Genomic DNA, 25,986 nt, shown 5'->3' with positions numbered 1-25,986 from the left:
CCCCGGCTTCGGTCGGGGGCCGCAACCCGAGAGGAAGCGAAATGAGCCAGCCGTTGATGTTGATAGCCGTGGAGGCGGAAAAGCTTGATCGACTACTTGCCGAGGTTTCAGAGCTTCGGGCGGAAATCCGCGCCGTCCGCTTGTCTCCGCGCCCGGAGTGGGTGACGGCCCACGAATACGCCGAACAGATCGGCAGGACCACCAAGACAGTCAGCAATCTGGTCAAGGCCGGGAAGCTGGAAAGCAAGCGTCAAGGCCGAACTCTTCTGATCCGGAGCACTCGAGGGGATCAGATTATTTCACAATCGTCCGCGAAGTTCCCCCGAGTTCCAAACCCGGGTGGGGGATAAAATGGAGGAATTCGCCTGCCTCTGTGCCGAAAAACCACATAATTATCAACCAGTTAGCTGAAATTATTGGCGGAGAGGGTGGGATTCGAACCCACGGAACCCGTGAAGGCTCAACGGTTTTCGAGACCGCCCCGTTCGACCACTCCGGCACCTCTCCGCGCTTTTGGGTGGTGAGGCGGGGATTTAGAGGGGCGGGGGTTGAAGTGCAAGAGGGTTTCGCCGAAAAAACGGACTAATCCGAAAATGGGTCGCATCGGGCGCCCGATATCGCCAGCGCGGGGCCTGACATGTTGCGAAATTTCTGCCTTTGCGTGGCTCTGTTGATCGCGACCCCCATCTCGGCCCAGCCCGTTTCATCCGAAGATCTCGCCGCTCGGGTCTGGCAGGTGATGGAGATGGAGCAGATGATGCCGGTTCTGCGCGATGAGGCGCTGGACGAGGCGGATGATATGGCCGAAATGCTGTTCCAGCGTGGTGGAACCGGGGCTTGGCTTGATCAGGTTGGGGCGATTCATGATCCGGCGCGGATGCAGGATCTGTTTGTGACCGGGATGCAGGAGGCGATTCCGACTATGGACGCGGCCCTGATCGGCGAGGCGCTGGATTTCTATGAGACCGCGCTTGGCAAGCGGATCATGGCGCTGGAAGTTTCCGCCCGGATTGCCTTCATGGATGAGGCGGTCGAGGCGGATGCGCGCGCGACCTATCAGCTTGCCGCGACGGTGGATGCGCCGCGCGTGGCACAGATCGACCGGCTGATCGACGGGGCCGATCTGATCGACCCGAATGTTGCGGGCGGGCTGAATGCCGCGATTGCCTTTTCGAATGGCTTCAACGATGGCGGCGGATATCCGATGCCGATGACGGAAGATCAGATCCTGTCGGATGCCTGGGCGCAGGAAGCTCAGGTAAGACAGGATACGATCGACTGGCTGAACAGCTATCTGCTGATGACCTATGCGCCGTTAAGCGATGCCGAGCTTGATGAATTCGTGAGTTTCGCCGAGACCGGGGCGTCTCAGGCTTTGGCCGGGCTGTTGTTTGCCGGTTTCGATCATGCTTACCGACAGACATCTTATGAACTTGGCCTTGCCGCGGCGGGGCAGCTTGGCGGACGGGATTTGTAATGCAGGATATCTATCTGGTCGGGCTGCTGGCGCAGCGTCTGATGCTGGCGGCCTTTGGACTGACGGGCGCGCAGGTTGAGGTGAAGGGCCGGTTGCTTGGCGGCGAGCGGGCAGGGATCGAGCGTGACGGTTGGCCGGTGCTGAAGGACGAAGACGGCGCGATCAATGCCGTGCGAGTGCAGTCGAATGATGCGCTTCAACGCTATATCGCCGTGATGGGGCTGCAGCCGCTGTCGCGACCCGAGGGGCCGGTGTTTGGGGCGGTCGGTCAGGGTGAGGCCGTGCGGCCGTGGCATCCCGTGCTGACCGATCTGGCGGCGGAAATCGCTACGCTGATCGTCGAAGCGCCTGCCGATCAGGATGTGAAGCTGTTGTCGCGGCGCCTGCCGATGCTTGGCGTCTTGGCCGCCAGCCGGTTGCGGGGCAGGGCCAGTGCGCCCTCGGGCGGGGAGGTGGTCGCGCCGCATGGTTCCGAGGATCTGCGGGTTGTCGCGAAACGACAGCCTTATGCGGGCTTCTTCGCGGTCGAGGCCTGGGATCTGGCGCATAGAAAGCATGATGGTGGTTTCACGCCGGTGATTACGCGGGAAGCGCTGGTCTCGGGCGATGCGGTGATCGTGCTGCCGTGGGATCCGGTCCGTGACCGGGTCATGGTGATCGAGCAGTTCCGGCTGATCCCCGCTTTGCGCCACGATCCGCAACCATGGCTGCTGGAGCCGATTGCCGGGCGTGTCGATGCCGGGGAAAGCGTCGAGGATGCGATCCGTCGCGAGGCGCTGGAAGAGGCCGATCTGAACTTGGGCAGGCTCTATCCGGCGGTGAACTATTACCCCAGTCCGGGCACGCTGGGCGAGTTTCTTTATACCTTTGCGGCAATTGCCGATCTGCCTGACGGGATTACCGGCGTGCATGGGCTGGATGGCGAGGCCGAGGATATTCGCGGCCATGTCCTGCCGCGCGAGACATTGGTGCGGATGGTGACCGGGGGGCAGGTGACCAATGGCCCGCTGGCGATGATCGTGCTGTGGCTGGAGACGCAGAAAGACCGGATCAGGGCGGAACTGGCGCAAGCATCGGGCTGAGTGCCGGGTCGATCCCCCGATTTCCGCCGTTTTCGGTGCCAAATGGCACGTTTTGCGTTGAATCCCCCGTCTTCCCTGCGTATATCCCCCACAGTCTTAATGGGCGACATGGTCACAACAGACCACTGAATTACGGGTCGGGCGACAAGCCGCGACCCTTTGTCGTTCCTGAAGGGCAGCCATAAAGACCGGCGGAGCCAACCGTCAGGCCAGTGAAATCGACCATAAAGGAAACCGATTATATATGTGCGCTAAAGCCACGATGGAGGAATTCGAAGCCCTCCTGAACGAAAGCTTCGAAATCGACACCCCGGACGAAGGTTCGGTTGTCAAAGGCCGCGTCATCGCCATCGAGGCGGGTCAGGCCATCATCGATGTCGGCTACAAGATGGAAGGCCGCGTCGATCTGAAAGAATTCGCAAATCCCGGTGAAGAAGCCAAGCTGGCAGTCGGCGACGAAGTCGAGGTCTATCTGGACCGCGTCGAAAACGCCCGCGGCGAAGCCTCGATCTCGCGCGAGAAAGCTCGCCGCGAAGAAGCCTGGGATCGTCTGGAAAAAGCCTATGCCGATGAAGAGCGCGTCGATGGCGCCATCTTCGGTCGCGTCAAAGGCGGCTTCACCGTTGATCTGGGCGGCGCTGTTGCGTTCCTGCCCGGCAGCCAAGTCGACGTTCGCCCGGTTCGCGACGCCGGCCCGCTGATGGGTCTGAAGCAACCGTTCCAGATCCTGAAAATGGACCGCCGCCGTGGCAACATCGTCGTGTCGCGCCGCGCCATTTTGGAAGAAAGCCGCGCCGAGCAGCGCGCCGAGGTCATCGCCAACCTGACCGAAGGCCAGACCGTGAACGGTGTCGTCAAGAACATCACCGAATACGGCGCCTTCGTCGATCTGGGCGGTGTTGACGGCCTGCTGCACGTCACCGACATGGCATGGCGCCGGGTCAACCACCCGTCGGAAATCCTGTCGATCGGCGAGACCGTCAAGGTTCAGGTCATCAAGATCAACAAAGACAGCCACCGCATCAGCCTGGGCATGAAGCAGCTTCAGGCCGATCCATGGGATACCGTCGGCGACAAGTTCCCGATCGGCTCGGTCCATCAGGGCCGCGTGACCAACATCACCGATTACGGCGCCTTCGTGGAGCTGGAAGCCGGTGTCGAAGGTCTGGTCCATGTCAGCGAAATGAGCTGGACCAAGAAGAACGTTCATCCGGGCAAGATCGTCTCGACCTCGCAAGAGGTTGACGTGATGGTTCTGGAAATCGACGAAGCCAAACGCCGCGTTTCGCTGGGCCTGAAACAGACCCAACGCAACCCGTGGGAAGTCTTTGCCGAAACCCATCCGTCGGGCACCGTCATCGAAGGCGAAGTCAAGAACATCACCGAATTCGGTCTGTTCATCGGCCTCGACGGCGATATCGACGGCATGGTCCACCTGTCGGACATCTCGTGGGATGCCCGTGGCGAAGACGCCATTCAGGACTTCCGCAAGGGCGACGTGGTCAAAGCCGTTGTTCAGGACGTGGATGTCGAGAAAGAGCGTATCTCGCTGTCGATCAAGGCTCTGGAAAACGAGCACATGGCTGAAGCCGTTGACGGCGTGAAGCGTGGCACGATCGTCACCGTCGAAGTGACCGCGATCGAAGAAGGCGGGATCGAAGTGGAATATAACGGCGTCAAGTCGTTCATCCGCCGCAGCGATCTGGCCCGCGACCGTCAGGACCAGCGCCCCGAGCGTTTCGGCGTTGGCGACAAGGTCGATGCCCGCGTGACCAACGTGGACACCAAGACCCGCCGTCTGGGTCTGTCGATCAAGGCACGCGAGATCGCCGAAGAGAAAGAAGCGATCGACCAGTATGGCAGCTCGGATTCGGGCGCATCGCTGGGCGACATCCTTGGCGCGGCTCTGAACCGCAACAACTGATCCAAGATCAGGCAGAGAAGTTAATATCCCGCCCGGCAGACCCTGCCGGGCGGGTTTTTTTATGCCTATGACAGGGGTTGGCCCAAGGACGGACCTTGCGCGACAGGGCCAAACCTGCAACCCTATGCAACCATAGCCGCCCGAAGGCGTTGCATTGGGAACCTTTGGTGGCATGTGTCGTAAGTGTTCAATGCCATCTCGCAGTCTTGGGGAAGCCATGATCCGGTCAGAACTGATCCAGAAAATTTCCGACGAAAACCCGCATCTGTTCCGCCGCGATGTCGAGCGAATCGTGAATACGGTTTTTGAAGAGGTCATCGACGCCATGGCGCGCGGTGACCGGGTCGAGTTGCGCGGCTTTGGCGCCTTCTCGGTCAAGAAGCGCGACTCGCGCACCGGGCGCAATCCGCGCACGGGCGATGCCGTCGATGTCGATGAAAAGCACGTGCCGTTCTTCAAGACCGGCAAATTGCTGCGCGATCGGTTGAACGGAGAGGCCTGACCGGCGTAGAAGGTCGGTCAATACCGGCGGTCACTCCTTGGCCGCCGCAACCGGGGAATATCGATGCGAGCCATTCGTCTGCTGTTCGTCGTGCTTCTGGCACTGTTTCTGATCGCCTTGGCGCTTGCCAACAGGGAAATCGTCACCCTGTCGGCCTTCCCGGCGAATTTCGGGCAGTTCCTTGGCGGGCAATGGACGGTCAATCTGCCGCTGTTTCTTGTGATCTTCGTGGCCTTTGCCGGTGGCATGCTGGCGGGTCTTGTCTGGGAGTGGCTGCGCGAGGCGCATATCCGTCGCGAGGCGCGCGCCCATCGCGACCGCGCCGCTCGTCTGGAAAGCGAAGTCGGCCAGTTGCGTCAGGACCATGCCGCCCCGCAGGACGAAGTTCTGGCGATTCTGGAACGCCCGAAAACCACGCCTGCACCGACGCCCATTCCCTCGCCCGAACCCGCTCCGGGGACGACGCTGCCCGCTTCCCGCTGATGGCTCAGGTCAAAATCTGCGGATTGCGCGAGGCGGTCCATGTCGATGCGGCCGTCAAGGCGGGCGCGCAATATCTGGGATTCGTCTTCTTCCCAAAATCGCCTCGTGCGGTGACGCCGGAACAGGCGCGGGCGCTGATGGCCGAGATACCGCTTGGCATCGCCAAGACCGGGCTGTTCGTCGATCCCACGGACGATCTTCTGCGCGATACGCTGGCCCACGCGCCCTTGGACATGATCCAGCTTCACGGCAAGGAAAGCCCCGACCGCGTGGCCGAGGTGAAGGCGCTGACCGGCCTGCCGGTAATGAAGGCGGTGGGTATCGCCGAGCCTGCCGATCTTGCCGCGCTGATCGATTACGGGCTGGTTGCCGACATGCTTCTGGTCGATGCCAAAGCCCCGAAGGGATCGCCGATTCCCGGTGGCAACGGTCTGGCCTTTGACTGGCGGCTGCTGGTCGGTCGCAAATGGCTGCGCCCATGGTTGCTGGCAGGCGGCCTGACCCCCGCGAATGTGGCCGAGGCGATCCGCCTGACCGGCGCGCGCGGTGTCGATGTGTCTTCGGGTGTCGAGACCGAGCCGGGCCAGAAAGACGCCGCCCTGATCCGCGCGTTCATCGAGGCTGCTAATGTCTGACATCACATTTCGTCCCGCCCGCCGTGACGAGGTGGCGGAGATCGTCGCCATGCTGGCCGACGACTTTCTTGGCCGCGACCGTGAACAGGGCGATCTTGTGGATTACGAAGCGGCGTTTGACGAAATCGCCGCCTCGGCCGCCAACGAATTGATCGTCGGCGAACGCGAAGGCAGCATCGCCGCCTGCTATCAGATGACCTATATTCCCGGCCTCTCGCTTTCTGCTGCACGGCGCGCGCTGATCGAGGGGGTGCGGGTGCATGCCGACCATCGCGGCCATGGCATCGGCGCGCAGATGATGGCGGATGCCGAGGACCGGGCGCGTCGCGCGGGTTGCACGGTGTTGCAGTTCACCACCAACAAATCCCGCACCGATGCGCATCGTTTCTATGACCGGCTGGGCTTCACCCCAAGCCATATCGGCTATAAGAAGACGCTCTAGGCTTCTTCCTTGCCTCAATACCCATTCCAACCGTGAAGGCGCAGCCATGGCCGATGATCTGGTAAACAGCTACAAGACCGGCCCCGACGAGCAGGGCCGTTTCGGCATCTTCGGCGGTCGCTTTGTCAGCGAAACGCTGATGCCGCTGATCCTTGATCTTGAGGCCGAATATGAGCGGGCCAAGACCGATCCCGAATTCTGGGCGCAGATGGATGATCTGTGGACCCATTACGTCGGCCGCCCGTCGCCGCTTTATTTCGCCGAACGCCTGACCGAGCGTCTGGGCGGCGCGAAAATCTATATGAAGCGGGATGAGCTGAACCACACCGGCGCGCATAAGATCAACAATGTGCTGGGCCAGATCCTACTGGCGATGCGGATGGGCAAGACCCGGATCATCGCCGAGACCGGGGCAGGCCAGCATGGCGTGGCAACCGCCACCGTCTGCGCGCGCTTTGGCCTGAAATGCGTGGTCTATATGGGCGCCCACGATGTCGAGCGTCAGGCGCCGAACGTGTTCCGCATGCGGCTTCTGGGGGCGGATGTGATCCCGGTGACCAGCGGTCGCGGCACGCTGAAGGACGCGATGAACGACGCACTGCGCGATTGGGTCACCAATGTCCGCGACACCTTCTACTGCATCGGCACCGTCGCCGGTCCGCATCCCTATCCGGCGATGGTCCGCGATTTCCAGTCGATCATCGGCAAGGAAGTCCGCGAACAGATCATGCCGCGCGAAGGCCGCCTTCCCGACACGATCATTGCCGCAATCGGCGGCGGCTCGAACGCGATGGGCCTGTTCTACCCGTTCCTTGACGACACATCCGTCCGCATCATTGGGGTCGAGGCCGGCGGCAAGGGCGTCGATGACCGGATGGAGCATTGCGCCAGCCTGTCGGGCGGGCGTCCGGGCGTGCTGCACGGCAACCGCACCTATCTGTTGCAGGACGATGATGGCCAGATCCTTGAAGGCCATTCGATCAGCGCCGGTCTGGACTATCCCGGCATCGGGCCAGAGCATGCCTGGCTGAACGATATCGGTCGCGCCGAATATGTCAGCGTCACCGATAAAGAGGCGCTGGCGGCGTTTCAGCTTTGCTGTGAAACCGAAGGCATCATCCCGGCACTGGAGCCCAGCCACGCGCTGGCCCATGTCATCAAGATCGCGCCCGATCTGCCTGCGGATCATATCATCGTGATGAATATGTGCGGTCGTGGTGACAAGGATATCTTCACTGTTGCCAAGCACTTGGGCGTAGATATTAAAGCCTGATCGAACTTTTCCCTCGCGCCCGATGACGCAATTGCGACAGGGCGCGAGGAAACCTCTGACTGTCTCGCCGGGTTGTCTGCCCGATGAGCATGAAGGAGGAAATGTCATGCTGAAACGGACAATGACGACCGCCATGATCGGCGGCAAGGTTCTGGCGCTTGGCGCGCTGATGATGGGTTCGACGGCGCTGGCGCAGACCGGCGAAGTGGTCGAAGGCAATACCACCGTGGTCGAAACCCCGGACGGCAACACCGCCGTGGTTCCGGGCGTCGCGGCAGACCCTGGCGCACCGGTCGGTGCGGTCACCCCGCCCGATTATCCGTTGCTGGAACAGCTCGACAATGACGAGGCGATTGCCGAGTCGCTGATCGGACAGGGTTTCACCGATGTGCATATCCTGCGCGAAGGCCCGATCCTGACCGTCAACGCACAGCGAGCCGGTCAGCCGACCGAACTGGTCTATAGCATTGCCAATGGCAGCCTGATCTCGGTTGACGGAGTGGAACTGCGCGAGGCGCCCGAGCGGTCCAGCGGGCAGGACAACGACACCATGTCGGCACCGGATGACGGGACCGATGATGGTGATACGGGCACAGATGATGGCACCGATGACGGCAGCGGCGACGGGACTGACGATGGTGGCGATACTGGCACCGACGACGGTTCGGATGACGGCGGTGATCCGGGTGGCGATGACGGAGCCGATGGCTCTGACGGGTCCGATGGTTCGGACGGATCTGATGGCTCTGACGGTTCGGACGGCGGCGACGGCTCCGACGGCGGGTCTGATGGCTCGGATGGTTCCGACGGCGGGTCTGACGGTGGCGGCGAAGGTGGCGACGGCGGCGAGAATAACGGCTGACGCCAACCCACCAAGACAGAACCGGGGGCAATCTTGCGCCCGGTTTTTTTTTCGTGGCGTTTATGATCTAGCGGCTGAGGATCAGGATATTCAGCCGCGATTCCACATGCGGGGCAGGGAACAGGATACGACCGCTATCGGGGCCGGTCAGCTCGATCACACCGATCTCGGGGAAGCGTTGCGGGCTGGCGGTGGCGTCGATGTCCTCTGGCAGATCGGCATAGCCCGGCGGTGTATCCCCGGCGATGAAGCCGGTGCCAAGATAAAGCAGCCTTTCGCCATCCGCCTGCGCCGACCCGATCGTCCGCTGCGATCCGGTCAGTTTTTCGAAGGTGCCGTCCTTGCGGAAGACGCAGCGGAAGGGCTGATAGATCACCACCGGCAGCAGCCCGCCCAGCTTTGCCATCCGGCAGGACCATTCGCCCGGCATCAACTCCAGCGCCACCCCGGCGGGCAGCGCCTCGCCGGTCAGGGCGCGGGCAATGGTCTGCGCCTCTTCCGCCGTCGCCCCGGCAAAGGCCTGACGCAAGGCCTCGCCCGTGGTGGCATCAAGCTGTGCCAGACGTTCGGCATCGTCGGTGCGGATCGGGATATCCTCGGCCAGCGCCGGAAGCGCCAGCAGCGACAGGGCTATTGCGGTCAGCAGTTTATTCATGGGCATCGACGGCATGTGCTTGCAGAAGCTCCAATGGAATGATGTCCAGCGCGCGAACATGGGTTGCCTCCAGCACCACATTCGGCGCGGCAAATTCATGCGCGGCCTGTAGGAAACGCGCGGCGCAAAGGCACCAGCGGTCGCCGGGCTTCAATCCTTCGAAACGATATTCCGGGCGCGGCGTGGACAGATCGTTGCCCAGATATTTCGACATGGCCAGAAATTCCGCTGTGACGATCACGCAGACCGTATGGCTGCCCGCATCGCCCGGCCCGGTATCGCAGCAGCCATTCCGGTAATAGCCGGTCAGCGGTTGCATCGAGCAGGGTTCCAGATCGGTGCCCAAGACGTTCAGCGACGGTTCCATCGGCGGTCCTCCCATCGGCTCAGGCTACATCCTGCGGCCGAACAGTCCAAGACCCGCATTTTGCACCTCATCCGGGGTAAGCGGAACCGGAGCCCAGCGAATCCAGCGGCCATGAAAATCGGCGCGACCCAGATACCAGCCACGCTGCTGCCCATCCCACAGGCGCAGTGTCAGTCGCGCCCCGTCCGCGCCGCCATCAGATTCCATGCTGAAATGCGCCACCGGCATCTGCGGCGTGGCGGCCCGGCCTGCGGCGTCCATCGCGGCCTCGCAAGCGGCAAGGGTTTCGGCGGGGAAATATTGTGCGGCGATCGTATGTGTCACCAGTGTCAGCCTGCCGGGCGCCTTTTCGGCCAACCGTGTTGCCAGCCACCCCGCCGCATCGCCTGCCGTGACCTGCGGCGGATGCCGCTGCGCCAGCGCCAGTGCCGCGTTTAGCCGCGACAGACGGGCGACCTGATCGGCCCAGCAATAGGCCCGCAATCGCAAAGCATCGGCCACCGGATCGAGCGGGTTCAGGTCAACGCCCTCTGCGCTGTCCACCACCGGATCGCCTTCGGGCAGGTCTCCCTGCCATTCCGGGCGCAGAACGACGCTCTCTGATTCTAAAAATTCCGTATTTGGTGCAAGCTCATAGCGATGAAAGTTCAGGTTGAGTCCAGCCGAAGCACCAAGCTCCAGCACCCGCAGCGGTAGCGGGTTGAGCCCGTGCAGATACCGCGCCGCCGCCAGAATGGCCGCAGAGCGCGCGACCTCATTCGTCTGCGGTGGGCTGTCCATCCAGCGCAGCACCGTCGCCTCGTGATCCTTCAGCGCGGCAAGAAGCAGCCCCGGATCGACGCGCCGCGCGGCATAGGCGCGGGCCAGTTCCGGCGCGGCGTCGGTCAGCACCAGCGCATGCAGCGCCCCGCACAGCCTCAGCGGCACGGAATCGGCGCTGCTGCGCGGATCGCCGGGCCAGTTCAGCACGCGGGCGGCAACCGCCCCCTGATCCGGCTGCAACAGATCGGCAAGCGCCTCGCACAAAGCGGCCGTATAATCCGATCCCAGCATCCGGCAGGACCGCGCCTGATCGCGAAATGCATCCCTGACGGCCTGTTCGCTCATTTGAACCTCTCGGTCAGATTGCGCAGTTTTTCGACAAAACTCTGCGGCGCGTCACTTGGCGGCGCGTCCGGTTTTACCTCGGGTTTGGTGGGTTTCGGTTCGGGCGGCAGGCGTTTTTCAGGGGCCTCGGTCCCGCTATTGCGCGCCGGGGTCACCCGCGCCGCCACCGCATTCTGGAACCGCCCGCCATCGCCACCGGCCAGCGAGACCGCCCCGTCGGACACCCCCCGCAACAGATCGTCCAGCCAGTCCTGATCCGCCTTGGCGAAATCCGACAGCACATAGGGCGCGACCCGATCCTTGTGGCCCGGATGGCCGATGCCCAGCCGCACCCGTTCATATTCCGCGCCGATATGCTGGTGGATCGAGCGCAGCCCGTTATGCCCCGCATGGCCGCCACCACGCTTTACCCGGCACTTTCCGGGGGCCAGATCCAACTCGTCATGCAGCACGATCACATCCTCGGGCGTCAGCTTCAGATAGCGCATCGCCTCGCCCACGGATTGCCCCGACAGGTTCATGAAGGTCGTGGGCTTCAGCAGCGCCACCCGTTCGCTGCCCAGCCGCCCTTCGGCGATTTCGCCCTGAAAACGCGCCTTCCACGGGCCGAAACCATGCTCCGAGGCGATGCGATCCACGGCCATGAAACCGATATTATGCCGGTTTCCCGCATATTTCGCGCCGGGATTGCCCAGACCAACAATCAGTTTCATCGACCTCTCCTGTCCTGCCATTCGATAGGGTTTTAGGTGAAAAGCACCTGTTGCGGCAGGCGAAATGTGCTGCATCCCTTGCGGCGGACCTTGCCGGTTACTAAGACTCTGTCAACCTTTCGCGGCTATGAGATGGGGATTACCCGGTCGAATCGCGACGAGCTAGGGACTAACAGGCAAGGACTGATGATGAGCGATCCGGCAGAATTCTACATGAACACACTGGTCCCGATGGTGGTCGAACAGACCTCTCGCGGGGAACGGGCCTATGACATCTTTTCGCGCCTGCTGAAGGAACGGATCATCTTCGTCTCGGGCCCGGTCCATGACGGGATGTCCACCCTGATCTGTGCGCAATTGCTGTTTCTTGAGGCGGAGAACCCGTCCAAGGATATCAGCATGTATATCAACAGCCCGGGCGGCGTGGTGACCTCGGGCCTGTCGATCTATGACACGATGCAATATATCCGCCCGCGTGTGTCCACGCTGGTCGTGGGGCAGGCGGCCTCGATGGGATCGCTGCTGCTGGCGGCGGGCGAAAAGGGTCTGCGCTATTCGCTGCCCAACAGCCGGGTGATGGTCCACCAGCCCTCGGGCGGGTTCCAGGGGCAGGCGACCGACATCCTGATCCACGCGCGCGAGACCGAAAAGCTGAAGCGGCGGCTGAACGAGATTTACGTTCAGCATACCGGCCGCACGCTGGAAGAGGTTGAGCAGGCGTTGGAGCGTGACCGCTTCATGTCGCCGGAAGAGGCGAAGGATTGGGGCCTGATCGATGAGGTGCTGGAGCCACGCGGCAAGGCCGAGCCAGAGAAGAAATAACGGTTGGGGATTGTGACGGCTGCGCGTCATCCTTAACATAGGGATCATAGCCGCGACGGGTAAAAGCGTCGCGGAGGATTACGGAAGCGGCGCAGGCAAACCCTGTTGCCGCCCGTCGTTCGGATAAAAGGGCGGCGGTAACGAAGGAAATGGACGATGGCTAACCAGTCCGGCGGCGACAGCAAGAACACGCTCTATTGCAGTTTTTGCGGCAAGAGCCAGCATGAGGTGCGCAAGCTGATTGCGGGCCCGACCGTATTCATCTGCGATGAATGCGTCGAATTGTGCATGGACATCATCCGCGAAGAAACCAAATCATCCGGGTTGAAATCGGGCGACGGGGTGCCGACGCCGAAGGAAATCTGCGGCGTGCTGGACGATTATGTGATCGGTCAGGAACGGGCCAAGCGGGTTCTGGCGGTGGCGGTGCATAACCACTACAAGCGGCTGAACCACGGCTCGAAATCCGATATCGAGCTGGCCAAGTCGAACATCCTGCTGATCGGCCCGACCGGCACCGGCAAGACGCTGCTGGCGCAGACGCTGGCACGGATCCTTGACGTGCCGTTCACCATGGCCGACGCGACCACGCTGACCGAGGCGGGTTATGTCGGCGAGGATGTCGAAAACATCATCCTGAAGCTGTTGCAGGCGTCGGAATATAACGTCGAACGCGCGCAGCGCGGCATCGTCTATATCGATGAGGTCGACAAGATCACCCGCAAGTCTGACAACCCCTCGATCACCCGCGACGTTTCGGGCGAGGGCGTTCAGCAGGCTTTGCTGAAGATCATGGAAGGCACCGTGGCCAGCGTGCCGCCGCAGGGCGGGCGCAAACATCCGCAGCAGGAATTCCTACAGGTGGACACGACCAACATCCTGTTCATCTGCGGCGGCGCCTTTGCCGGGCTGGAGCGGATCATCGCGCAGCGCAACAAGGGCACGGCGATGGGCTTTGGCGCCTCGGTCAAGGAAAACGACGACCGTGGCGTCGGCGAGCTGTTCATGGATCTGGAGCCGGAAGACCTGCTGAAATTCGGTCTGATCCCGGAATTCGTCGGTCGTCTTCCGGTCATCGCGACGCTGACCGATCTGGACGAAGAAGCGCTGATCATCATCCTGACCAAGCCGAAAAACGCGCTGGTCAAGCAATATCAGCGTCTGTTCGATCTGGAAGGCGTGCAACTGACCTTCACCGATGATGCGCTGAAGGCGATCGCCAAGCGCGCCATCCTGCGCAAAACCGGCGCACGCGGCCTGCGCTCGATCATGGAAGACATCCTGCTGGACACGATGTTCGATCTGCCGGGCATGGACAGCGTCGTCGAAGTGGTGGTGAATGAGGATGCGGTGGACAATGCTGCGGTGAAACCGCTGCTGATCCACACCGACGCAAAGAAAGAAAGCGCCTCGGCCGGCTGAACCGGCGGAATGCGATGGCTGACAGGGCCGGTTCTGCCAATGTTGCGGGACCGGCCCTTCGCTTTGGCAAAAGCCCGTGATTGATTGCCGGTATGACCGGGAAGGCTGGACCTTGGGCGAAACTTGCGCCATATCTCAAAGCAATCTTGAAGGATGGGGTCCGTGTCCATGAAGTCGTTTCTGCTGCGCGTTTTGACCTGGTGGAACAGCCAGACGATCAACACTCAGGTCTGGACCTGGCTTTACGGCGAAGAAGTCGGCAAGGACGATCAGGGCAACATTTTCTATCAGTCCAAGGACGGCAAGCGCCGTTGGGTGATCTATAACGGCGTGTCCGAAGCCAGCCGCGTTTCGCCGGAATGGCATGGCTGGCTGCACCACACCTGGGCCGAGCCGCCGACCAAGGCGCCGCTGCCCACGCGCCCCTGGGAAAAGCCGCATTTGCCGAACCTGACCGGCACGCCCGAGGCCTATCATCCGCAAGGCTCGCTCTACCGGGCCGAGCCGGTGGCGCGGCGCGATTACGAAGCGTGGCAGCCTGAATAAATGGTGACCGGGGCCGAGCATCGGGCCGAGCAGCGCGTCGAAACCATCACCGGCGCGGTGGTTCTGATCGTGGCCGCCGGTTTTCTGGCATGGGGTTTTGGCGGCGATCTCTGGCAGCGCCAGAAGGGTTATGAGGTGACGGCCTCTTTCCCCGATGTGGACGGCGTCGAGGTCGGGACCGAGGTTCGGCTTGCGGGCGTCAAGGTCGGCAAGGTGACTTCGGTGGCGCTGAACCCGCAAACCTATATGGCCGATGCGCGCCTCAGCATTCCCGAAAGCGTGGTCCTGCCCACCGACAGCGCCGCGCTGATTCAGTCTGACGGGCTGTTGGGCGGTGCCTATATCCAGATCCAGCCCGGCGGCAGCCCCGACAATCTCGCCCCCGGCGATGAGATCGAGGATGTGCAGGGCGCGGTCAGCCTGCTGCAACTGATGATGAAATTCGTTGACAGCCAGTCCAGCGATGACGAGGCGACGCAATGATGATCCGATCCCTTCCCGCGCTGGCGTTGTCAGCCATGCTGGCCTTCCCGGCGATGGCGCAACAGACCTTGCCAAGCCTTGGCGAGCCCGAGACGACGACGCAGCAAGAGCCGGTTCGTCAGCCGCCGCAGCAGGTTGCGCAGGCGGGCGGGGCGTTTCTGCGCGGGCTTGATAAACTTTCGGGTCGGACGACCGATTTTCATCTGACCGTCGGTGATGCAGCGGATTACGGGCGGCTGCAAATCCGGCTGGGCCAGTGCCGCTATCCGGCGGGCGATCCAAGCTCTGACGCCTTCGCGCAACTGACCATCGCCGATACCAGCCAGAATGTGACGCTGTTCAGCGGCTGGATGGTCGCATCTTCCCCCGCTTTATCGGCGCTGGACGATGCGCGCTATGATGTCTGGGTGATTTCCTGCGAAAGCTGATCGGCGTCTGGCAGGGGCAGGGCGCCGAAACTGACATCGCTGCGCAGCGCTGCGGCCAGCCGTTTCCGGTAATCCTCGCGCGTGATCTCGGACCCGCCCATTCGCTTCAGGTGCGGCGTCAGATATTGGGTATCGAACAACGTGAACCCGCTTCGCGCCAGATGCGACGAGGTCCACAGCAACGCCATCTTCGACCCGTTGGTCTGCGCCGAAACCATTGATTCGCCAAAGAAAGCCCCGCCCAGCGTTACACCGAAAATGCCCCCGGCAAAGCGGTCATTTCGCCGAACCTCGATGGCATGGGCATGGCCTAACTGATGAAGCTGGCGGTAAAGCTGTGATAGCGGCGCGTTGATCCATGTGTCTTCGCGATCGGCACAGGCCGCAACGACCGCATCGAAATCATGGTTCAGCAGCGCCGACCAGTCCCCCCGCCGCAGATCGCGCAGAAGCGAGCGCGAGGCATGGACCCCGCCCACCGGCAGCACCCCGCGATAGGGCGGATCATACCAGTAAAGGCGCGGATCCCCGGCGCTGTCGGCCATCGGAAAGACGCCACGCGCATAGCCTTTCAGCAATTGCGCGGGCGACAGCACGACAAGATCAGCCCGCGTTGGCGTAACGCTGTTCCAGCCAGCGTTCCAGCCAATGGATCGAGTAATTGCCGGACTGGATATCCGGTTCCTGCAACAGATCGCGGAACAATTGCGTCGTCGTCTCGACGCCATCGACGATCAATTCGCCCAATGCCCGGTCCAGACGCGCCAGCGCCTCGGGGCGGTCGCGGCCATGCACGATCAGCTTGCCGATCAGGCTGTCGTAATAGGGCGGGATCGAATAGCCGTCGTAAAGCGCGGAATCGACGCGGACGCCAAGGCCGCCCGGCGAATGATATTGGGTGATCTTGCCGGGACTTGGCGCGAAATTCGGCAGCTTTTCGGCATTGATCCGAACCTCGATCGCGTGGCCGCGGATCGTCAGATCATCCTGCGAGAACTCCATCTCCTGACCGGCAGCGACCAGAATCTGCTGACGGACCAGATCGACGCCGAAGATTGCCTCGGTCACCGGATGTTCGACCTGAAGGCGGGTGTTCATCTCGATGAAATAGAACTCGCCGTCTTCATACAGAAATTCGATGGTACCCGCGCCCGCATAACCGATCTTGGCGACCGCGTCCGAACAGACCTTGCCGATCCGCGCACGTTCTTCCGGGGTGATGATCGGGCCGGGGGCTTCTTCCAGCACCTTCTGGTGGCGGCGCTGCAAGGAGCAATCGCGTTCGCCCAGATGGACCGCGCGACCCTTGCCGTCGCCAAAGACCTGCACCTCAATATGGCGCGGTTTCTGCAGGTATTTTTCGATATAAACGTCGGGATTGCCAAAGGCGGCCTTCGCTTCGGCTCGCGCGGTGCGGAAGGCGACTTCCAGGCCTTTTTCGTCCTGTGCCACCTTCATCCCGCGACCGCCGCCGCCGGCGGTTGCCTTGATGATGACCGGATAGCCGATCTCTGCCGCGACCTTCACCGCCTCATCGACATCGTTGACGCCGCCTTCGCTGCCCGGCACGCAGGGCACGCCAAGCGCCTTCATCGTGTCCTTGGCGGTGATCTTGTCGCCCATGATGCGGATATGTTCGGCGCGCGGGCCGATGAAGGTGATGTCGTGATCTTCCAGCATCTGCACGAAGCCGGCATTTTCCGACAGGAAACCATAGCCCGGATGCACCGCCTGCGCGCCGGTGATTTCACAGGCCGAGATGATGGCGGGCATCGACAGATAGCTTTGACCCGAGGGCGGCGGGCCGATGCAGACGGATTCGTCGGCCATCAGCACATGCATCGCATCGGCATCGGCGGTGGAATGGACCGCGACCGAGGCGATGCCCATTTCCCGGCATGCGCGAATCACGCGCAGCGCAATCTCGCCCCGGTTGGCGATCAGGATCTTGTCGAACATCCGCGCCTCACTCGACGACCATCAGGGGCGCGCCGTATTCGACCGGGCTGCCGTCATCGACAAGAATGCGCTTCACCGTGCCTGCGCGCGGGGCGGGGATGTGGTTCATCGTCTTCATCGCCTCGACGATCAGCAGCGTATCGCCTTCGGCGACGGTCTGGCCGATCTGGACGAAGGCTGCGGCGCCCGGCTCTGCCGCCAGATAGACGGTGCCGACCATGGGCGAGGTGACGATGCCCGGCAGGCTGGCCGGGTCGTCATTCGCGGCGGCGGCAGGCGCTGCGCTGGCGGCGGGGGCCGCTGCGGGTGCGGCGACCGGGGCAGGGGCCAGCGCCGGAGCGGCTGCATAGGCGACCTGCTTGCCATATTTCGACAGGCTGACGGTCAGCCGGTCATGTTCGTCATATTCCCGCTTGACCGACAATTCGGCCAGTTCGCTTGCGTTCAGCAGCTCGGCCAGCGACTTGATGAAGGCCACGTCGCCATCGTGGAATTTGTCGTTCTTGGGTTCGTTGCTCATGCGGTCCTCTGCCGTGGTCTGATGCCGCTCTGATTTCTTGCGGCGTTTTGCACGCTTATAGCCTTGGAAGCGGGCCAAGGGGAAGGGTTTCGCTCAATCCTGTTGATGATCGTCGAAATTTTCCGCTTCGATCAGGTTGTTAACCAGTTTGGTCATATCGTCTCGCCATGCGAGACGTTCCAGCCATTCGCGTGGGAAAGCATCCACGCCCCAGATCGCGCCGGCGAATTGCCCGGTGACCGCAGCGACCGTATCGGCATCGTCACCGAGATTGGCGGCCAGCAGGATGGCCTCGGCCGGGGTGCCCGCATGGTGAATCGACCATAGGGCGGCCTCCAGAGTGTGAAGAACATACCCGGTCGAGCGAATCTCGTCGCGAGTCTTTCGCAGGAAATCGCCGCTGCGCAATTCGCCCACCTTGGTGCCGAAAGGCGCAGGTGCGACGGTCAGCGCATCCTGCAAAGTCCTGTTTCCGGCCAGCGCGATAAGTGCAGACGCCATCAGTTGACAGGCATCCAAACATTCGGCAGCGGCGTGGGTGGTCCGGCTTTGAAGTTCCGCCGCATGGCAGGCCGCAGCAGGATCACCCGCCCAGCGGATCGCCACCGGAGCCAGCCGCATGATAGAGCCGTTGCCCGCAGTGTTCTCCGCCTCGCTTCCCGAAAGCGGCTCGCCGCTTCGCTCGAAACGGCTGATGGCTTGCCGGGTGGTGACGCCGATATCGAAGCAAGCACCGGTCACGCTCTTATGACCATGGTGCCACCAGTTAGAGAACCGGCGCATCAGTTGTGCTGCATCGAAATGTCCGCCAGGCTTACCGCTTTCGATCAGCGTCTCGGCAAGGCACAGGGCCATTGATGTGTCATCGGTCCATTCGCCTGGCTTCAGCCCGAAAGGCCCGCCGCCGATCATGTCGGTCAGTGCAGGCTGGCTGTCGCGGCGAGTGAATTCCAACGTCGTTCCTACGGCGTCTCCGATCGCCAGACCGACAAGCATGCCTTCGAGGCGCGATCGGTGCGAGGGCTCAGTCACCGACACGCCCCGCCTTTTCTTTGATCCCCGAGACGCCCTCGCGACGGGCCAGTTCGACTTCGACATCCGCCAAAGACACATCGCGCGCGGCCAGCATCACCAGCAGGTGAAACAGCACATCTGCGGCTTCCGAGGTCAGGCGGGCGCGGTCGCCCTTCACGGCCTCAATGATGGCTTCGACGGCTTCTTCGCCGAATTTCTCGGCGCATTTTTCGGGGCCTTTGGACAGCAGTTTGGCGGTCCAGCTTGTGTCGGGATCGGCGCCCTTACGGCTTTCGATGGTGGCGGCGAGGCGGTGAATCGACACTCAGGCGTTCCTTTCGGTGAAGATGCAGACCCGGCCCGGAATCGAGGTGCCTGAAAGGCACCGCCGGGCAGTGCCCATCCGCCCCCCCGGATGGGCACTTCGGTGATGTTATGCGATACGGATATGGCGGGAGGGATTGCACCATAAAGCGCGAATTACCAGCGTTGCAGGTGCCCTTCCGCGGATGGTCACCGCCCTCATCTCTGGATTGCTTCATCGCTTCGAAAATGATGTGTCCGCCCGCAGCATCGGACGGGCACAGCCCTTCGTTCTGGACCATCATGCCAGCCTCATCGGGATACCTGCGGCGGCCATATGCGCTTTGGCCTCGGCAATCGTGAAGGTGCCGAAATGGAAGATCGAGGCGGCAAGGACGGCGCTGGCATGGCCTTCGGTCACGCCCTCGACCAGATGGTCCAGCGTGCCAACCCCGCCCGAGGCGATGACCGGGATGCCCACCGCATCGGCAATCGCACGGGTCAGCGGCAGGTTGAAGCCCGCGCGGGTGCCGTCGCGGTCCATCGAGGTCAGAAGGATTTCGCCCGCGCCCTTCGCCTCGACCGTGCGGGCGAATTCGACGGCGTCGATGCCGGTCGATTTGCGGCCGCCATGGGTGAAGATTTCCCACTTGCCGGGGCTGACGGTCTTGGCGTCGATGGCGACGACGATGCATTGGCTGCCGAAGCGGTCGGCGGCCTCGGCCACCACGTCGGGGTCGGCCACTGCGGCAGAGTTGAAGCTGACCTTGTCCGCCCCCGCCAGCAACAGCGCGCGCACGTCATGATGCGAACGGACGCCGCCGCCCACGGTCAGCGGCACGAAACATTGCTCGGCGGTGCGGGTGACCAGATCGAACATGGTGCCGCGATTTTCATGGGTGGCGTGGATGTCGAGGAAGCAAATTTCGTCGGCGCCTGCGGCATCATAGGCGCGCGCAGCCTCGACCGGATCACCGGCATCGATCAGATCGACGAAATTCACGCCTTTGACCACGCGGCCATCGGCCACGTCGAGGCAGGGAATGATGCGGGTCTTCAGCATCGGGGCGCCTTTCCTTGGGTCGCCTGCGGGACGCGACCCTTTGTTTCGTCGCCTAAATAGGAAGGATCGGCGCTCAGGTCCATGGATCTGTTGCGACAGTTGTGTTGCGGATTGCCAAAGCGGCCTGAAACGCAGAACGGGGACCGAAGCCCCCGTTCAATACCACCTGTGCGGACAGACCTATTTAGGGTCTTCGAGAATCTGCTTGCGCGCCACTTCAAGCAGCTCGCCCATCTTGGTGCGGATTTCCGATTCACCGGCCTTGTCCTGAAGGTCGGCCAGCAGCTTGCGGTAAACGTCTTCTTCACCCGGCTCGTCGAAATCGGCGTTCACCACGCTCATCGCGTAGCTTTTCGCATCGTCGCCGGTCTTGCCCAGAAGACCTGCGGCCCATTCCCCCAGAAGCCGGTTGCGGCGCACTTCGGCCTTGAAGCGCAAATCGGCGTCCTGGGCGAACTTGGCCTCATAGGCGCGCTCGCGGTCGTCGAAACTCGTGGCCATGGAACAATCTCCTGTTTCCGGTCATCGACCGAATTTGAGCATTGCTCTGTGCTTGCCGCAAGCCTCGTATTGCAGCCAGACGGAATTGTGAGATAAGGCGCATAGACTAAGGGACATGCGAAAGGACGGCATCCCATGGCACCGCGGCGGAAGAAAATCTACGAAGGCAAGGCGAAGATCCTTTACGAAGGCACCGAGCCGGGCACATTGGTCCAGTATTTCAAGGATGACGCGACCGCCTTCAACGCCCAGAAAAAGGCGGTGATCGAGGGCAAGGGCGTGTTGAACAACCGCCTGTCGGAATTCTTCATGCAGGGGCTGACCAATATCGGCGTGCCGACGCATTTCATCCGCCGCATCAATATGCGCGAGCAGTTGATCCGTCAGGTCGAAATCGTGCCGCTGGAAGTGATCGTCCGCAACTTCGCCGCAGGCTCGCTGTCGAAGCGCCTTGGGATCGAGGAAGGCACGCTGCTGCCGCGCCCGATCGTCGAATACAGCTTCAAGAATGATGAACTTGGCGATCCGATGGTCTCCGAGGAATACATCATCGCCTTCGGCTGGGCCACGCAGCAGGATCTGGATGACATCGTGTCGCTGGCCTTGCGCGTCAACGACTTCCTGTCGGGCGTGTTCTTCGGTGTCGGCATCAAGCTGATCGACTTCAAGATCGAGATCGGCCGGGTCTGGGATAACGACTTCATGCGCCTGATCGTGGCGGATGAGATCAGCCCGGATAGCTGCCGTCTCTGGGACATGAAGACCGGGCAAAAGCTGGACAAGGACGTGTTCCGCCGCGACCTTGGCAACCTGACCGACGCCTATACCGAGGTCGCCCGCCGTCTTGGCCTGATGCCCGCCAACACGACCAATATCAAACCGACCGCGATCAACTGAAGGAAAGCCTATGAAAGCCCGCGTCACCATCATGCTGAAAGACGGCGTTCTGGACCCGCAGGGCGAGGCGATCCGCCACGCACTTGGCGGCCTTGGCCATCACGGCGTCTCTGGCGTCCGTCAGGGCAAGCTGATCGAGCTTGACCTGGACGCCACCGATGCCGAAGCCGCCAAGGCCGAGGTTGCACGCATGTGCGAAGGTCTTCTGGCGAACACTGTGATCGAAAAATACTCGATCGAGATTGCCTGACGTTGCGGCGCTTTCGTTAATTCAGCCTTGGGCGCAAACAGACCGTTGCAAATCGCACGGGATTGTCGCCCAATGCGGCCATGATGAACACGATACCCGCATCGTCCGAAGTCGCGCCTGTCATTGAAATCCGTGGCCTGCACAAGGCCTATGGCCCGTTGGAGGTGCTGAAAGGCGTCTCCATGGCTGCCCCGCGCGGCCATGTCGTCAGCCTGATCGGATCGTCGGGTTCCGGCAAATCCACGCTTCTGCGCTGCTGTAATTTGCTGGAAAACAGCCAGCAGGGCGACATCCTGTTTGAAGGCGACGCCGTGCGCTGGAAAGGGCAGGGCGCTGCCCGCACGCCCGCCGACCGCGATCAGGTTCGGTTGATGCGCACCAACCTGTCGATGGTGTTTCAGCAGTTCAATCTGTGGTCGCATATGTCGATCCTGCAGAACGTGATGGAAGCGCCGCTGACCGTGCTTGGTCAGGACAAGGCCGAGGTCGAAACCCGCGCCCGCGCTTTGCTGACCAAGGTTGGCATCGGCGACAAGGCCGACGCATGGCCCGCCCAGCTTTCCGGCGGCCAGCAACAGCGCGCCGCCATTGCCCGCGCCTTGTGCATGCAGCCCAAGGCGCTGCTGTTCGATGAACCGACCAGCGCGCTTGACCCCGAATTGCAGCAAGAGGTGGTCCGCGTCATCAAGGATCTGGCCGCCGAGCATCGCACGATGATCATCGTCACCCATGACATGCGCCTTGCCGCCGATGTCAGCGACCATGTCGTGTTCCTGCATCAGGGCCTGATCTGCGAGGAAGGCCCGCCCGCACAGCTCTTCGGTGCGCCGCAGACGGACCGGCTGCGCCAGTTCCTCAGCGCCACCATGGCCGAGTGACCAGACGACCAAGACCAAAACAAAAAGACCACATAAAAGACGACCAACGGGAGCTAACAGAATGAAAACACTGACCATCGTTGCGACGATGCTGGCCCTGACGGCCGGTGCGGCTGCGGCGCAGACGGTCAGGATGGGGACCGAGGGTGCCTATCCTCCGTATAATTTCATCAATGATGCGGGCGAGATCACCGGCTTCGAGCGCGAACTTGGCGATGAGTTGTGCAAGCGGGCCAAGCTGGATTGCACATGGGTCAAGAACGACTGGGATTCGATCATCCCGAACCTCGTTTCCTCGAACTATGACACGATCATGGCCGGGATGAACATCAACGAGGAACGCAAGCAGGCGATCGATTTTACCCAGCCGTACACGCCCGCCATGCCCTCGGCCTATGTCGCGCTGAGCGGTGATGTGGATGTTGAAGGCGATGTCGTGGTTGCCGCGCAGACCAACACGATTCAGGCCAGCCATGTCGCCGAAACCGATGCGACCCTGCTGGAATACCCGACGCCCGACGAAACCCTTGCCGCCGTCCGCAATGGCGAGGCCGAGGCGGTCTTTGCCGACAAGGACTTTCTTGCCCCCTTCGTCGAGGAATCGAATGGCGAACTGGTCTGGGTGACCGGGTTCGAGACCGTCGTTCTGGGCGAGGGGATCGGCATGGGCGTCCGCAAATCGGATGCCGAATTGAAGGGTAAATTCGACGCCGCGATCACGTCGATGAAGGATGATGGCAGCCTCAACGAGCTTCTGAAGAAGTGGTTCGGTGAAAAAGCCCTGCAATTCTGATGCATGACCAAGGACGGCGCCAAGCCGTCTTTCCATAACCTGCCGACCGTTCCTTGCATTCGCGTCATGCGGTCGGCGCAAGAAAAGACTACGGGAGAAACAAAAATGAAAACACTGACCCTTGCTGCGACGGCAATCCTGCTGACCGCCGGTTTCGCCTCGGCGCAAACCGTTCGCATCGGAACCGAGGGCGCTTACCCTCCCTACAACATGATCAACGACGCGGGCGAGGTTGACGGCTACGAGCGCGAGCTTGGCGACGAGCTGTGCAAGCGGGCTGAACTGGACTGCACCTGGGTCAAGAATGACTGGGATTCGATCATCCCGAACCTTGTCTCGGGCAACTATGACGCGATCATGGCCGGCATGGCGATCAACGAGGAACGCCAGAAGGTGATCCAGTTCACCCAGAACTATGTGCCGCCGCAGGCCTCGGCCTATGCGGCGATGTCGGCGGATGCCGATGTCGAGGGCGGCGTGGTAGCCGCCCAGACCGGCACCATTCAGGCCAGCCATGTGGCCGAAACCGGCGCGACGCTGGTGGAATTCGCGACGCCTGACGAAACCCTTGCCGCCGTCCGCAATGGCGAGGCGGATGCCGTCTTTGCCGACAAGGAATATCTGGTCCCGCATGTCGAGGAATCGAATGGCGAACTGGTCTGGATAGGTGAGGATATCGCACTGGACGAAGGTATCGGGGTTGGCCTGCGTCAGTCGGATACCGAGCTGAAGGACAAATTCGACGCCGCCATCGCCTCGATGAAGGAAGATGGCTCGTTGAATGAAATGATCGGCAAGTGGTTCGGCGAAGGCGCGCCGCTGTTTGAATGATCTCACCGCCCGTCGCTGATCTGTCAGCGGCGGGCAACCGGATGCGATGATGTTTGAATTCTGTGCCGATCCCGCCTCGTTAGAGGGTATGCAGTGGACAATGTGCTACCTGACCACAGGAACGCACATGCTGTTCTATGCCAGCTTCGGAACCGTCCTGCTGCTTCTGGCGATCACCGCGCCGGTGGCGTTGTTGTTCGGCTTTGGCGGCGCGATGGCATCGCGGTCGGGCTTTCTGCCGCTGCGCTGGTTCGGCAAGATCTATACTTCGATGGTCCGGGGCATCCCCGACATCATCTTCTTCCTCTTCGTGCCGCTGGCGCTGGATCAGGCGTTTGAATGGACCCGGCATCAGTTCCTGTGCGACAGCGATGCGCCGGTCCGGCAGGGCAACGATTTCATCGTCTGCGCCGCGGCCAAGCTGCCTTTGTCGAACAGTGCCGCATGGGTTCATGATGTCTATGGCATCTTCCTTGCGATCATCGCCTTCTCGATCGTGTTCGGCGCATTCGCGGCCAATGTCCTTTACGGTGCCATGCAGGCGGTCCCCCGTGCCCAGCTTGAAACGGCCGAGGCTTACGGGATGAGCCAGCGTCAGGTGACCCGCCGGATCCTGATCCCGCAGATGTGGACCTATGCGCTGCCCGGCCTGTCGAATCTGTGGATGATCCTCTTGAAGGCAACGCCCTTGCTGTTCCTGCTGGGGGTTGAGGATATCGTCTATTGGGCGCGAGAGCTTGGCAGTTCCAAGACCAGCGCCTTCGCCTATCCGCATCCAGACTGGCGGCTTTATTACTTCCTTGGGATTCTGGTGTTCTACCTGCTGATGACATGGCTGTCCGAACGTGTCCTTGGCCGCGTCACCCGCCGCCTGTCGGCAGGGCAGGCCACCATGGCCGGTGAACGTCAGCGCAAGGCAGGTGTGGCATGAGTTGCGCGGAAACGATCACCAACTATGCCCTGCGCTCGCTTGGCCATGGCGAACGGCTGCTGCCGCGATCCGATTTCAACCTGTGCCAGCAATTCACGCTGATCGGATCGGGCCTGATCTGGAACCTCTATTTCGCCTTCTTCGCGCTGCTGATCGGCTTCTTCTTCGCCAATGCGCTGGCTTTGGCGAAAGCCAGCGAGAACCGCTGGCTGCGCGGCGCGGCCAATGGCTTCATCTTCGTCTTCCGGGGTAGCCCGCTGTTCATCCAGTTCTTCATCGCCTATCAGGCGCTGGTGCTGCTGCCGCGCGGCGGCATCGACATTTTCGGCGTCAATATCGCGACAAGCTGGCTGACGCGGGCATGGGCCGGGGCGCTGATCGTGCTGACGCTGAATACGGCGGCCTATTCGGCGCAGATCTTCTATGGCGCGCTGCAATCGGTGCCGAAGGGCGATCTTGAGGCGGCGGATGCCTATGGTCTTTCGGGCTGGAAGAAGTTCCGCCGGGTGGTCTGGCCCACGATGATGCGGCTGGCATGGCCCAGCTATACCAACGAGGCGATCTTCCTGTTCCACGCCACCACGCTTGTCTATTTCGCGGGCTTTCCGGCGTTTCAGCAGATGGGCGACAGCCTCTACTACGCCAGCTACTTTGCCGACCGGACCTTTAACCCCTTCGTGGCCTATCCGATCGTCGCATTCTATTTTATCCTCTGCACGCTGGCTCTGATCGGTCTGTTCGGGATTATGAACCGTCGCCTGAACCGTCACCTTCCCGGTGCGACGAAGCGGCTGAAATACCGCCCGCAGATCATCAGGTGACG

General features: G+C 61.9%; 33 protein-coding genes and 1 tRNA gene. 22 read left to right on the top strand and 12 right to left on the bottom strand.

Features of this window, described 5'->3' with window-relative positions; genetic code table 11:
• Positions 1-41 precede the first annotated feature (41 nt).
• The gene (locus JJJ17_RS07150; protein ID WP_200684981.1) at positions 42-350 is read left to right on the top strand and encodes a hypothetical protein; all 309 of its coding nucleotides are present in this window, start codon (positions 42-44) and stop codon (positions 348-350) included.
• 67 nt (positions 351-417) lie between these two features.
• Here JJJ17_RS07150 and JJJ17_RS07145 read toward each other — a convergent pair.
• Positions 418-507, bottom strand: a tRNA-Ser gene (locus JJJ17_RS07145).
• A 130-nt stretch (positions 508-637) separates the two neighbouring features.
• On the opposite strand from JJJ17_RS07145, the gene JJJ17_RS07140 reads away from it, so the two are divergent.
• The 9 genes from JJJ17_RS07140 (at position 638) to JJJ17_RS07100 (ending at position 8,680) form a co-directional block, all read left to right on the top strand.
• Positions 638-1,477 carry a DUF2059 domain-containing protein gene (locus tag JJJ17_RS07140; protein WP_200684980.1) on the top strand — a complete coding sequence of 280 codons (840 nt, stop codon included), beginning with the start codon at positions 638-640 and terminating at the stop codon, positions 1,475-1,477.
• Positions 1,477-2,559, top strand: coding sequence for an NUDIX domain-containing protein (locus JJJ17_RS07135; RefSeq protein WP_200684979.1), 1,083 nt, complete (start codon positions 1,477-1,479; stop codon positions 2,557-2,559). Before JJJ17_RS07140 ends, JJJ17_RS07135 begins: the two co-directional genes overlap by 1 nt.
• A gap of 244 nt (positions 2,560-2,803) precedes the next feature.
• Positions 2,804-4,483 (top strand): 30S ribosomal protein S1, encoded by a 1,680-nt coding sequence (gene rpsA, locus JJJ17_RS07130; RefSeq protein WP_200684978.1) that lies wholly within the window; start codon positions 2,804-2,806, stop codon positions 4,481-4,483.
• A gap of 217 nt (positions 4,484-4,700) precedes the next feature.
• Positions 4,701-4,985, top strand: a complete 285-nt coding sequence (gene ihfB, locus JJJ17_RS07125; protein WP_200684977.1) for an integration host factor subunit beta — start codon at positions 4,701-4,703, stop codon at positions 4,983-4,985.
• Positions 4,986-5,048: 63 nt separating this feature from the next.
• The gene (locus tag JJJ17_RS07120) at positions 5,049-5,468 is read left to right on the top strand and encodes a lipopolysaccharide assembly protein LapA domain-containing protein (RefSeq protein WP_200684976.1); all 420 of its coding nucleotides are present in this window, start codon (positions 5,049-5,051) and stop codon (positions 5,466-5,468) included.
• Positions 5,468-6,103, top strand: a complete 636-nt coding sequence (locus JJJ17_RS07115; RefSeq protein WP_200684974.1) for a phosphoribosylanthranilate isomerase — start codon at positions 5,468-5,470, stop codon at positions 6,101-6,103. The genes JJJ17_RS07120 and JJJ17_RS07115 overlap by 1 nt, the downstream gene beginning before the upstream one ends.
• The gene (locus JJJ17_RS07110) at positions 6,096-6,545 is read left to right on the top strand and encodes a GNAT family N-acetyltransferase (RefSeq protein ID WP_200684972.1); all 450 of its coding nucleotides are present in this window, start codon (positions 6,096-6,098) and stop codon (positions 6,543-6,545) included. Before JJJ17_RS07115 ends, JJJ17_RS07110 begins: the two co-directional genes overlap by 8 nt.
• A 46-nt stretch (positions 6,546-6,591) precedes the next feature.
• The gene (gene trpB, locus JJJ17_RS07105; RefSeq protein WP_200684970.1) at positions 6,592-7,818 is read left to right on the top strand and encodes a tryptophan synthase subunit beta; all 1,227 of its coding nucleotides are present in this window, start codon (positions 6,592-6,594) and stop codon (positions 7,816-7,818) included.
• Between the two features lie 106 nt (positions 7,819-7,924).
• Positions 7,925-8,680 carry a hypothetical protein gene (locus JJJ17_RS07100; protein ID WP_200684968.1) on the top strand — a complete coding sequence of 252 codons (756 nt, stop codon included), beginning with the start codon at positions 7,925-7,927 and terminating at the stop codon, positions 8,678-8,680.
• Positions 8,681-8,747: 67 nt separating this feature from the next.
• Here the strand turns inward: JJJ17_RS07100 and JJJ17_RS07095 are convergent, their stop codons facing one another.
• The 4 genes from JJJ17_RS07095 to pth are packed head-to-tail and all read right to left on the bottom strand — an operon-like array spanning position 8,748 to position 11,522.
• Positions 8,748-9,341 carry a DUF4893 domain-containing protein gene (locus tag JJJ17_RS07095; protein WP_200684966.1) on the bottom strand — a complete coding sequence of 198 codons (594 nt, stop codon included), beginning with the start codon at positions 9,339-9,341 and terminating at the stop codon, positions 8,748-8,750.
• On the bottom strand, positions 9,328-9,702 hold the full coding sequence (locus JJJ17_RS07090; protein ID WP_200684964.1) for a DUF2237 family protein: 375 nt from the start codon (positions 9,700-9,702) through the stop codon (positions 9,328-9,330). Before JJJ17_RS07090 ends, JJJ17_RS07095 begins: the two co-directional genes overlap by 14 nt.
• A gap of 24 nt (positions 9,703-9,726) precedes the next feature.
• Positions 9,727-10,809, bottom strand: coding sequence for a DUF2332 domain-containing protein (locus JJJ17_RS07085; RefSeq protein ID WP_200684961.1), 1,083 nt, complete (start codon positions 10,807-10,809; stop codon positions 9,727-9,729).
• Complete coding sequence (gene pth / locus JJJ17_RS07080; RefSeq protein WP_200684960.1) at positions 10,806-11,522, bottom strand: aminoacyl-tRNA hydrolase; 717 nt, start codon at positions 11,520-11,522, stop codon at positions 10,806-10,808. The genes JJJ17_RS07085 and pth overlap by 4 nt, the downstream gene beginning before the upstream one ends.
• 189 nt (positions 11,523-11,711) lie before the next feature.
• On the opposite strand from pth, the gene JJJ17_RS07075 reads away from it, so the two are divergent.
• From JJJ17_RS07075 to JJJ17_RS07055, 5 genes are all read left to right on the top strand, one after another.
• Entirely contained in the window at positions 11,712-12,344 is a 633-nt protein-coding gene (locus tag JJJ17_RS07075; protein WP_200684958.1) for an ATP-dependent Clp protease proteolytic subunit, read from the top strand.
• Between the two features lie 156 nt (positions 12,345-12,500).
• Positions 12,501-13,766 carry an ATP-dependent Clp protease ATP-binding subunit ClpX gene (clpX, locus tag JJJ17_RS07070; RefSeq protein WP_200684956.1) on the top strand — a complete coding sequence of 422 codons (1,266 nt, stop codon included), beginning with the start codon at positions 12,501-12,503 and terminating at the stop codon, positions 13,764-13,766.
• 168 nt (positions 13,767-13,934) lie between these two features.
• Positions 13,935-14,312 (top strand): NADH:ubiquinone oxidoreductase subunit NDUFA12, encoded by a 378-nt coding sequence (locus JJJ17_RS07065; RefSeq protein ID WP_200685748.1) that lies wholly within the window; start codon positions 13,935-13,937, stop codon positions 14,310-14,312.
• Positions 14,313-14,795, top strand: coding sequence for an outer membrane lipid asymmetry maintenance protein MlaD (mlaD, locus tag JJJ17_RS07060; protein ID WP_200684954.1), 483 nt, complete (start codon positions 14,313-14,315; stop codon positions 14,793-14,795). It abuts the gene before it with no gap.
• Positions 14,792-15,223 carry a DUF2155 domain-containing protein gene (locus tag JJJ17_RS07055; protein ID WP_200684952.1) on the top strand — a complete coding sequence of 144 codons (432 nt, stop codon included), beginning with the start codon at positions 14,792-14,794 and terminating at the stop codon, positions 15,221-15,223. Before mlaD ends, JJJ17_RS07055 begins: the two co-directional genes overlap by 4 nt.
• On the opposite strand, the gene aat is transcribed toward JJJ17_RS07055, so the two are convergent.
• The 7 genes from aat to JJJ17_RS07020 form a co-directional block, all read right to left on the bottom strand.
• Positions 15,190-15,819, bottom strand: coding sequence for a leucyl/phenylalanyl-tRNA--protein transferase (aat, locus tag JJJ17_RS07050; RefSeq protein ID WP_200685816.1), 630 nt, complete (start codon positions 15,817-15,819; stop codon positions 15,190-15,192). The two genes, JJJ17_RS07055 and aat, sit on opposite strands and share 34 nt — an antisense overlap.
• A 7-nt stretch (positions 15,820-15,826) precedes the next feature.
• Complete coding sequence (gene accC, locus JJJ17_RS07045) at positions 15,827-17,182, bottom strand: acetyl-CoA carboxylase biotin carboxylase subunit (protein WP_200684950.1); 1,356 nt, start codon at positions 17,180-17,182, stop codon at positions 15,827-15,829.
• 7 nt (positions 17,183-17,189) lie between these two features.
• On the bottom strand, positions 17,190-17,702 hold the full coding sequence (gene accB, locus JJJ17_RS07040) for an acetyl-CoA carboxylase biotin carboxyl carrier protein (protein ID WP_200684948.1): 513 nt from the start codon (positions 17,700-17,702) through the stop codon (positions 17,190-17,192).
• Positions 17,703-17,795: 93 nt separating this feature from the next.
• Complete coding sequence (locus tag JJJ17_RS07035) at positions 17,796-18,698, bottom strand: ADP-ribosylglycohydrolase family protein (protein WP_267911109.1); 903 nt, start codon at positions 18,696-18,698, stop codon at positions 17,796-17,798.
• Positions 18,699-18,726: 28 nt separating this feature from the next.
• Positions 18,727-19,041: a phosphoribosyl-ATP diphosphatase gene (locus JJJ17_RS07030; RefSeq protein WP_200684944.1), complete on the bottom strand. Its 315-nt coding sequence runs from the start codon at positions 19,039-19,041 to the stop codon at positions 18,727-18,729.
• A gap of 279 nt (positions 19,042-19,320) precedes the next feature.
• Positions 19,321-20,082 carry an imidazole glycerol phosphate synthase subunit HisF gene (gene hisF, locus JJJ17_RS07025; protein ID WP_200684942.1) on the bottom strand — a complete coding sequence of 254 codons (762 nt, stop codon included), beginning with the start codon at positions 20,080-20,082 and terminating at the stop codon, positions 19,321-19,323.
• A 180-nt stretch (positions 20,083-20,262) separates the two neighbouring features.
• Positions 20,263-20,583: a DUF1476 domain-containing protein gene (locus JJJ17_RS07020; protein ID WP_200684940.1), complete on the bottom strand. Its 321-nt coding sequence runs from the start codon at positions 20,581-20,583 to the stop codon at positions 20,263-20,265.
• Between the two features lie 135 nt (positions 20,584-20,718).
• Between JJJ17_RS07020 and purC the strand changes: the two genes are divergently transcribed.
• The 7 genes from purC to JJJ17_RS06985 all read left to right on the top strand — a co-directional run bounded on the left by purC (position 20,719) and on the right by JJJ17_RS06985 (position 25,984).
• Complete coding sequence (gene purC / locus JJJ17_RS07015) at positions 20,719-21,480, top strand: phosphoribosylaminoimidazolesuccinocarboxamide synthase (RefSeq protein ID WP_200684938.1); 762 nt, start codon at positions 20,719-20,721, stop codon at positions 21,478-21,480.
• 10 nt (positions 21,481-21,490) lie between these two features.
• Positions 21,491-21,730, top strand: a complete 240-nt coding sequence (purS, locus tag JJJ17_RS07010; protein WP_200684936.1) for a phosphoribosylformylglycinamidine synthase subunit PurS — start codon at positions 21,491-21,493, stop codon at positions 21,728-21,730.
• 83 nt (positions 21,731-21,813) lie between these two features.
• Positions 21,814-22,608 carry an ABC transporter ATP-binding protein gene (locus JJJ17_RS07005; RefSeq protein ID WP_200684934.1) on the top strand — a complete coding sequence of 265 codons (795 nt, stop codon included), beginning with the start codon at positions 21,814-21,816 and terminating at the stop codon, positions 22,606-22,608.
• A 61-nt stretch (positions 22,609-22,669) separates the two neighbouring features.
• Entirely contained in the window at positions 22,670-23,401 is a 732-nt protein-coding gene (locus JJJ17_RS07000) for a transporter substrate-binding domain-containing protein (RefSeq protein ID WP_200684933.1), read from the top strand.
• 105 nt (positions 23,402-23,506) lie between these two features.
• The gene (locus JJJ17_RS06995; RefSeq protein ID WP_200684932.1) at positions 23,507-24,232 is read left to right on the top strand and encodes a transporter substrate-binding domain-containing protein; all 726 of its coding nucleotides are present in this window, start codon (positions 23,507-23,509) and stop codon (positions 24,230-24,232) included.
• Between the two features lie 49 nt (positions 24,233-24,281).
• A complete protein-coding gene (locus JJJ17_RS06990) occupies positions 24,282-25,163 on the top strand; it encodes an ABC transporter permease (protein WP_200684931.1) in 882 nt (293 codons plus the stop codon).
• The gene (locus JJJ17_RS06985) at positions 25,160-25,984 is read left to right on the top strand and encodes an ABC transporter permease (protein ID WP_200684930.1); all 825 of its coding nucleotides are present in this window, start codon (positions 25,160-25,162) and stop codon (positions 25,982-25,984) included. Before JJJ17_RS06990 ends, JJJ17_RS06985 begins: the two co-directional genes overlap by 4 nt.
• Positions 25,985-25,986: the final 2 nt, after the last annotated feature.

It is taken from the genome of Paracoccus caeni (assembly GCF_016629665.1).
GTDB lineage: Bacteria > Pseudomonadota > Alphaproteobacteria > Rhodobacterales > Rhodobacteraceae > Paracoccus > Paracoccus caeni.
Note: the sequence above shows the minus strand (reverse complement) of the source record. Positions and strands in the feature narration are given on the sequence as shown.

What these genes read in the sequence shown, in the direction of transcription:
- JJJ17_RS07150 (WP_200684981.1), top strand. Translation starts at nt 42, where the DNA reads ATGAGCCAGCCGTTGATGTTGATAGCCGTGGAGGCGGAAAAGCTTGAT.
- JJJ17_RS07140 (WP_200684980.1), top strand. Translation starts at nt 638, where the DNA reads ATGTTGCGAAATTTCTGCCTTTGCGTGGCTCTGTTGATCGCGACCCCC.
- JJJ17_RS07135 (WP_200684979.1), top strand. Translation starts at nt 1,477, where the DNA reads ATGCAGGATATCTATCTGGTCGGGCTGCTGGCGCAGCGTCTGATGCTG.
- rpsA (WP_200684978.1), top strand. Translation starts at nt 2,804, where the DNA reads ATGTGCGCTAAAGCCACGATGGAGGAATTCGAAGCCCTCCTGAACGAA.
- ihfB (WP_200684977.1), top strand. Translation starts at nt 4,701, where the DNA reads ATGATCCGGTCAGAACTGATCCAGAAAATTTCCGACGAAAACCCGCAT.
- JJJ17_RS07120 (WP_200684976.1), top strand. Translation starts at nt 5,049, where the DNA reads ATGCGAGCCATTCGTCTGCTGTTCGTCGTGCTTCTGGCACTGTTTCTG.
- JJJ17_RS07115 (WP_200684974.1), top strand. Translation starts at nt 5,468, where the DNA reads ATGGCTCAGGTCAAAATCTGCGGATTGCGCGAGGCGGTCCATGTCGAT.
- JJJ17_RS07110 (WP_200684972.1), top strand. Translation starts at nt 6,096, where the DNA reads ATGTCTGACATCACATTTCGTCCCGCCCGCCGTGACGAGGTGGCGGAG.
- trpB (WP_200684970.1), top strand. Translation starts at nt 6,592, where the DNA reads ATGGCCGATGATCTGGTAAACAGCTACAAGACCGGCCCCGACGAGCAG.
- JJJ17_RS07100 (WP_200684968.1), top strand. Translation starts at nt 7,925, where the DNA reads ATGCTGAAACGGACAATGACGACCGCCATGATCGGCGGCAAGGTTCTG.
- JJJ17_RS07095 (WP_200684966.1), bottom strand. Translation starts at nt 9,341, where the DNA reads ATGCCCATGAATAAACTGCTGACCGCAATAGCCCTGTCGCTGCTGGCG.
- JJJ17_RS07090 (WP_200684964.1), bottom strand. Translation starts at nt 9,702, where the DNA reads ATGGAACCGTCGCTGAACGTCTTGGGCACCGATCTGGAACCCTGCTCG.
- JJJ17_RS07085 (WP_200684961.1), bottom strand. Translation starts at nt 10,809, where the DNA reads ATGAGCGAACAGGCCGTCAGGGATGCATTTCGCGATCAGGCGCGGTCC.
- pth (WP_200684960.1), bottom strand. Translation starts at nt 11,522, where the DNA reads ATGAAACTGATTGTTGGTCTGGGCAATCCCGGCGCGAAATATGCGGGA.
- JJJ17_RS07075 (WP_200684958.1), top strand. Translation starts at nt 11,712, where the DNA reads ATGAGCGATCCGGCAGAATTCTACATGAACACACTGGTCCCGATGGTG.
- clpX (WP_200684956.1), top strand. Translation starts at nt 12,501, where the DNA reads ATGGCTAACCAGTCCGGCGGCGACAGCAAGAACACGCTCTATTGCAGT.
- JJJ17_RS07065 (WP_200685748.1), top strand. Translation starts at nt 13,935, where the DNA reads ATGAAGTCGTTTCTGCTGCGCGTTTTGACCTGGTGGAACAGCCAGACG.
- mlaD (WP_200684954.1), top strand. Translation starts at nt 14,313, where the DNA reads ATGGTGACCGGGGCCGAGCATCGGGCCGAGCAGCGCGTCGAAACCATC.
- JJJ17_RS07055 (WP_200684952.1), top strand. Translation starts at nt 14,792, where the DNA reads ATGATGATCCGATCCCTTCCCGCGCTGGCGTTGTCAGCCATGCTGGCC.
- accC (WP_200684950.1), bottom strand. Translation starts at nt 17,182, where the DNA reads ATGTTCGACAAGATCCTGATCGCCAACCGGGGCGAGATTGCGCTGCGC.
- accB (WP_200684948.1), bottom strand. Translation starts at nt 17,702, where the DNA reads ATGAGCAACGAACCCAAGAACGACAAATTCCACGATGGCGACGTGGCC.
- JJJ17_RS07035 (WP_267911109.1), bottom strand. Translation starts at nt 18,698, where the DNA reads ATGCTTGTCGGTCTGGCGATCGGAGACGCCGTAGGAACGACGTTGGAA.
- hisF (WP_200684942.1), bottom strand. Translation starts at nt 20,082, where the DNA reads ATGCTGAAGACCCGCATCATTCCCTGCCTCGACGTGGCCGATGGCCGC.
- JJJ17_RS07020 (WP_200684940.1), bottom strand. Translation starts at nt 20,583, where the DNA reads ATGGCCACGAGTTTCGACGACCGCGAGCGCGCCTATGAGGCCAAGTTC.
- purC (WP_200684938.1), top strand. Translation starts at nt 20,719, where the DNA reads ATGGCACCGCGGCGGAAGAAAATCTACGAAGGCAAGGCGAAGATCCTT.
- purS (WP_200684936.1), top strand. Translation starts at nt 21,491, where the DNA reads ATGAAAGCCCGCGTCACCATCATGCTGAAAGACGGCGTTCTGGACCCG.
- JJJ17_RS07005 (WP_200684934.1), top strand. Translation starts at nt 21,814, where the DNA reads ATGAACACGATACCCGCATCGTCCGAAGTCGCGCCTGTCATTGAAATC.
- JJJ17_RS07000 (WP_200684933.1), top strand. Translation starts at nt 22,670, where the DNA reads ATGAAAACACTGACCATCGTTGCGACGATGCTGGCCCTGACGGCCGGT.
- JJJ17_RS06995 (WP_200684932.1), top strand. Translation starts at nt 23,507, where the DNA reads ATGAAAACACTGACCCTTGCTGCGACGGCAATCCTGCTGACCGCCGGT.
- JJJ17_RS06990 (WP_200684931.1), top strand. Translation starts at nt 24,282, where the DNA reads ATGTTTGAATTCTGTGCCGATCCCGCCTCGTTAGAGGGTATGCAGTGG.
- JJJ17_RS06985 (WP_200684930.1), top strand. Translation starts at nt 25,160, where the DNA reads ATGAGTTGCGCGGAAACGATCACCAACTATGCCCTGCGCTCGCTTGGC.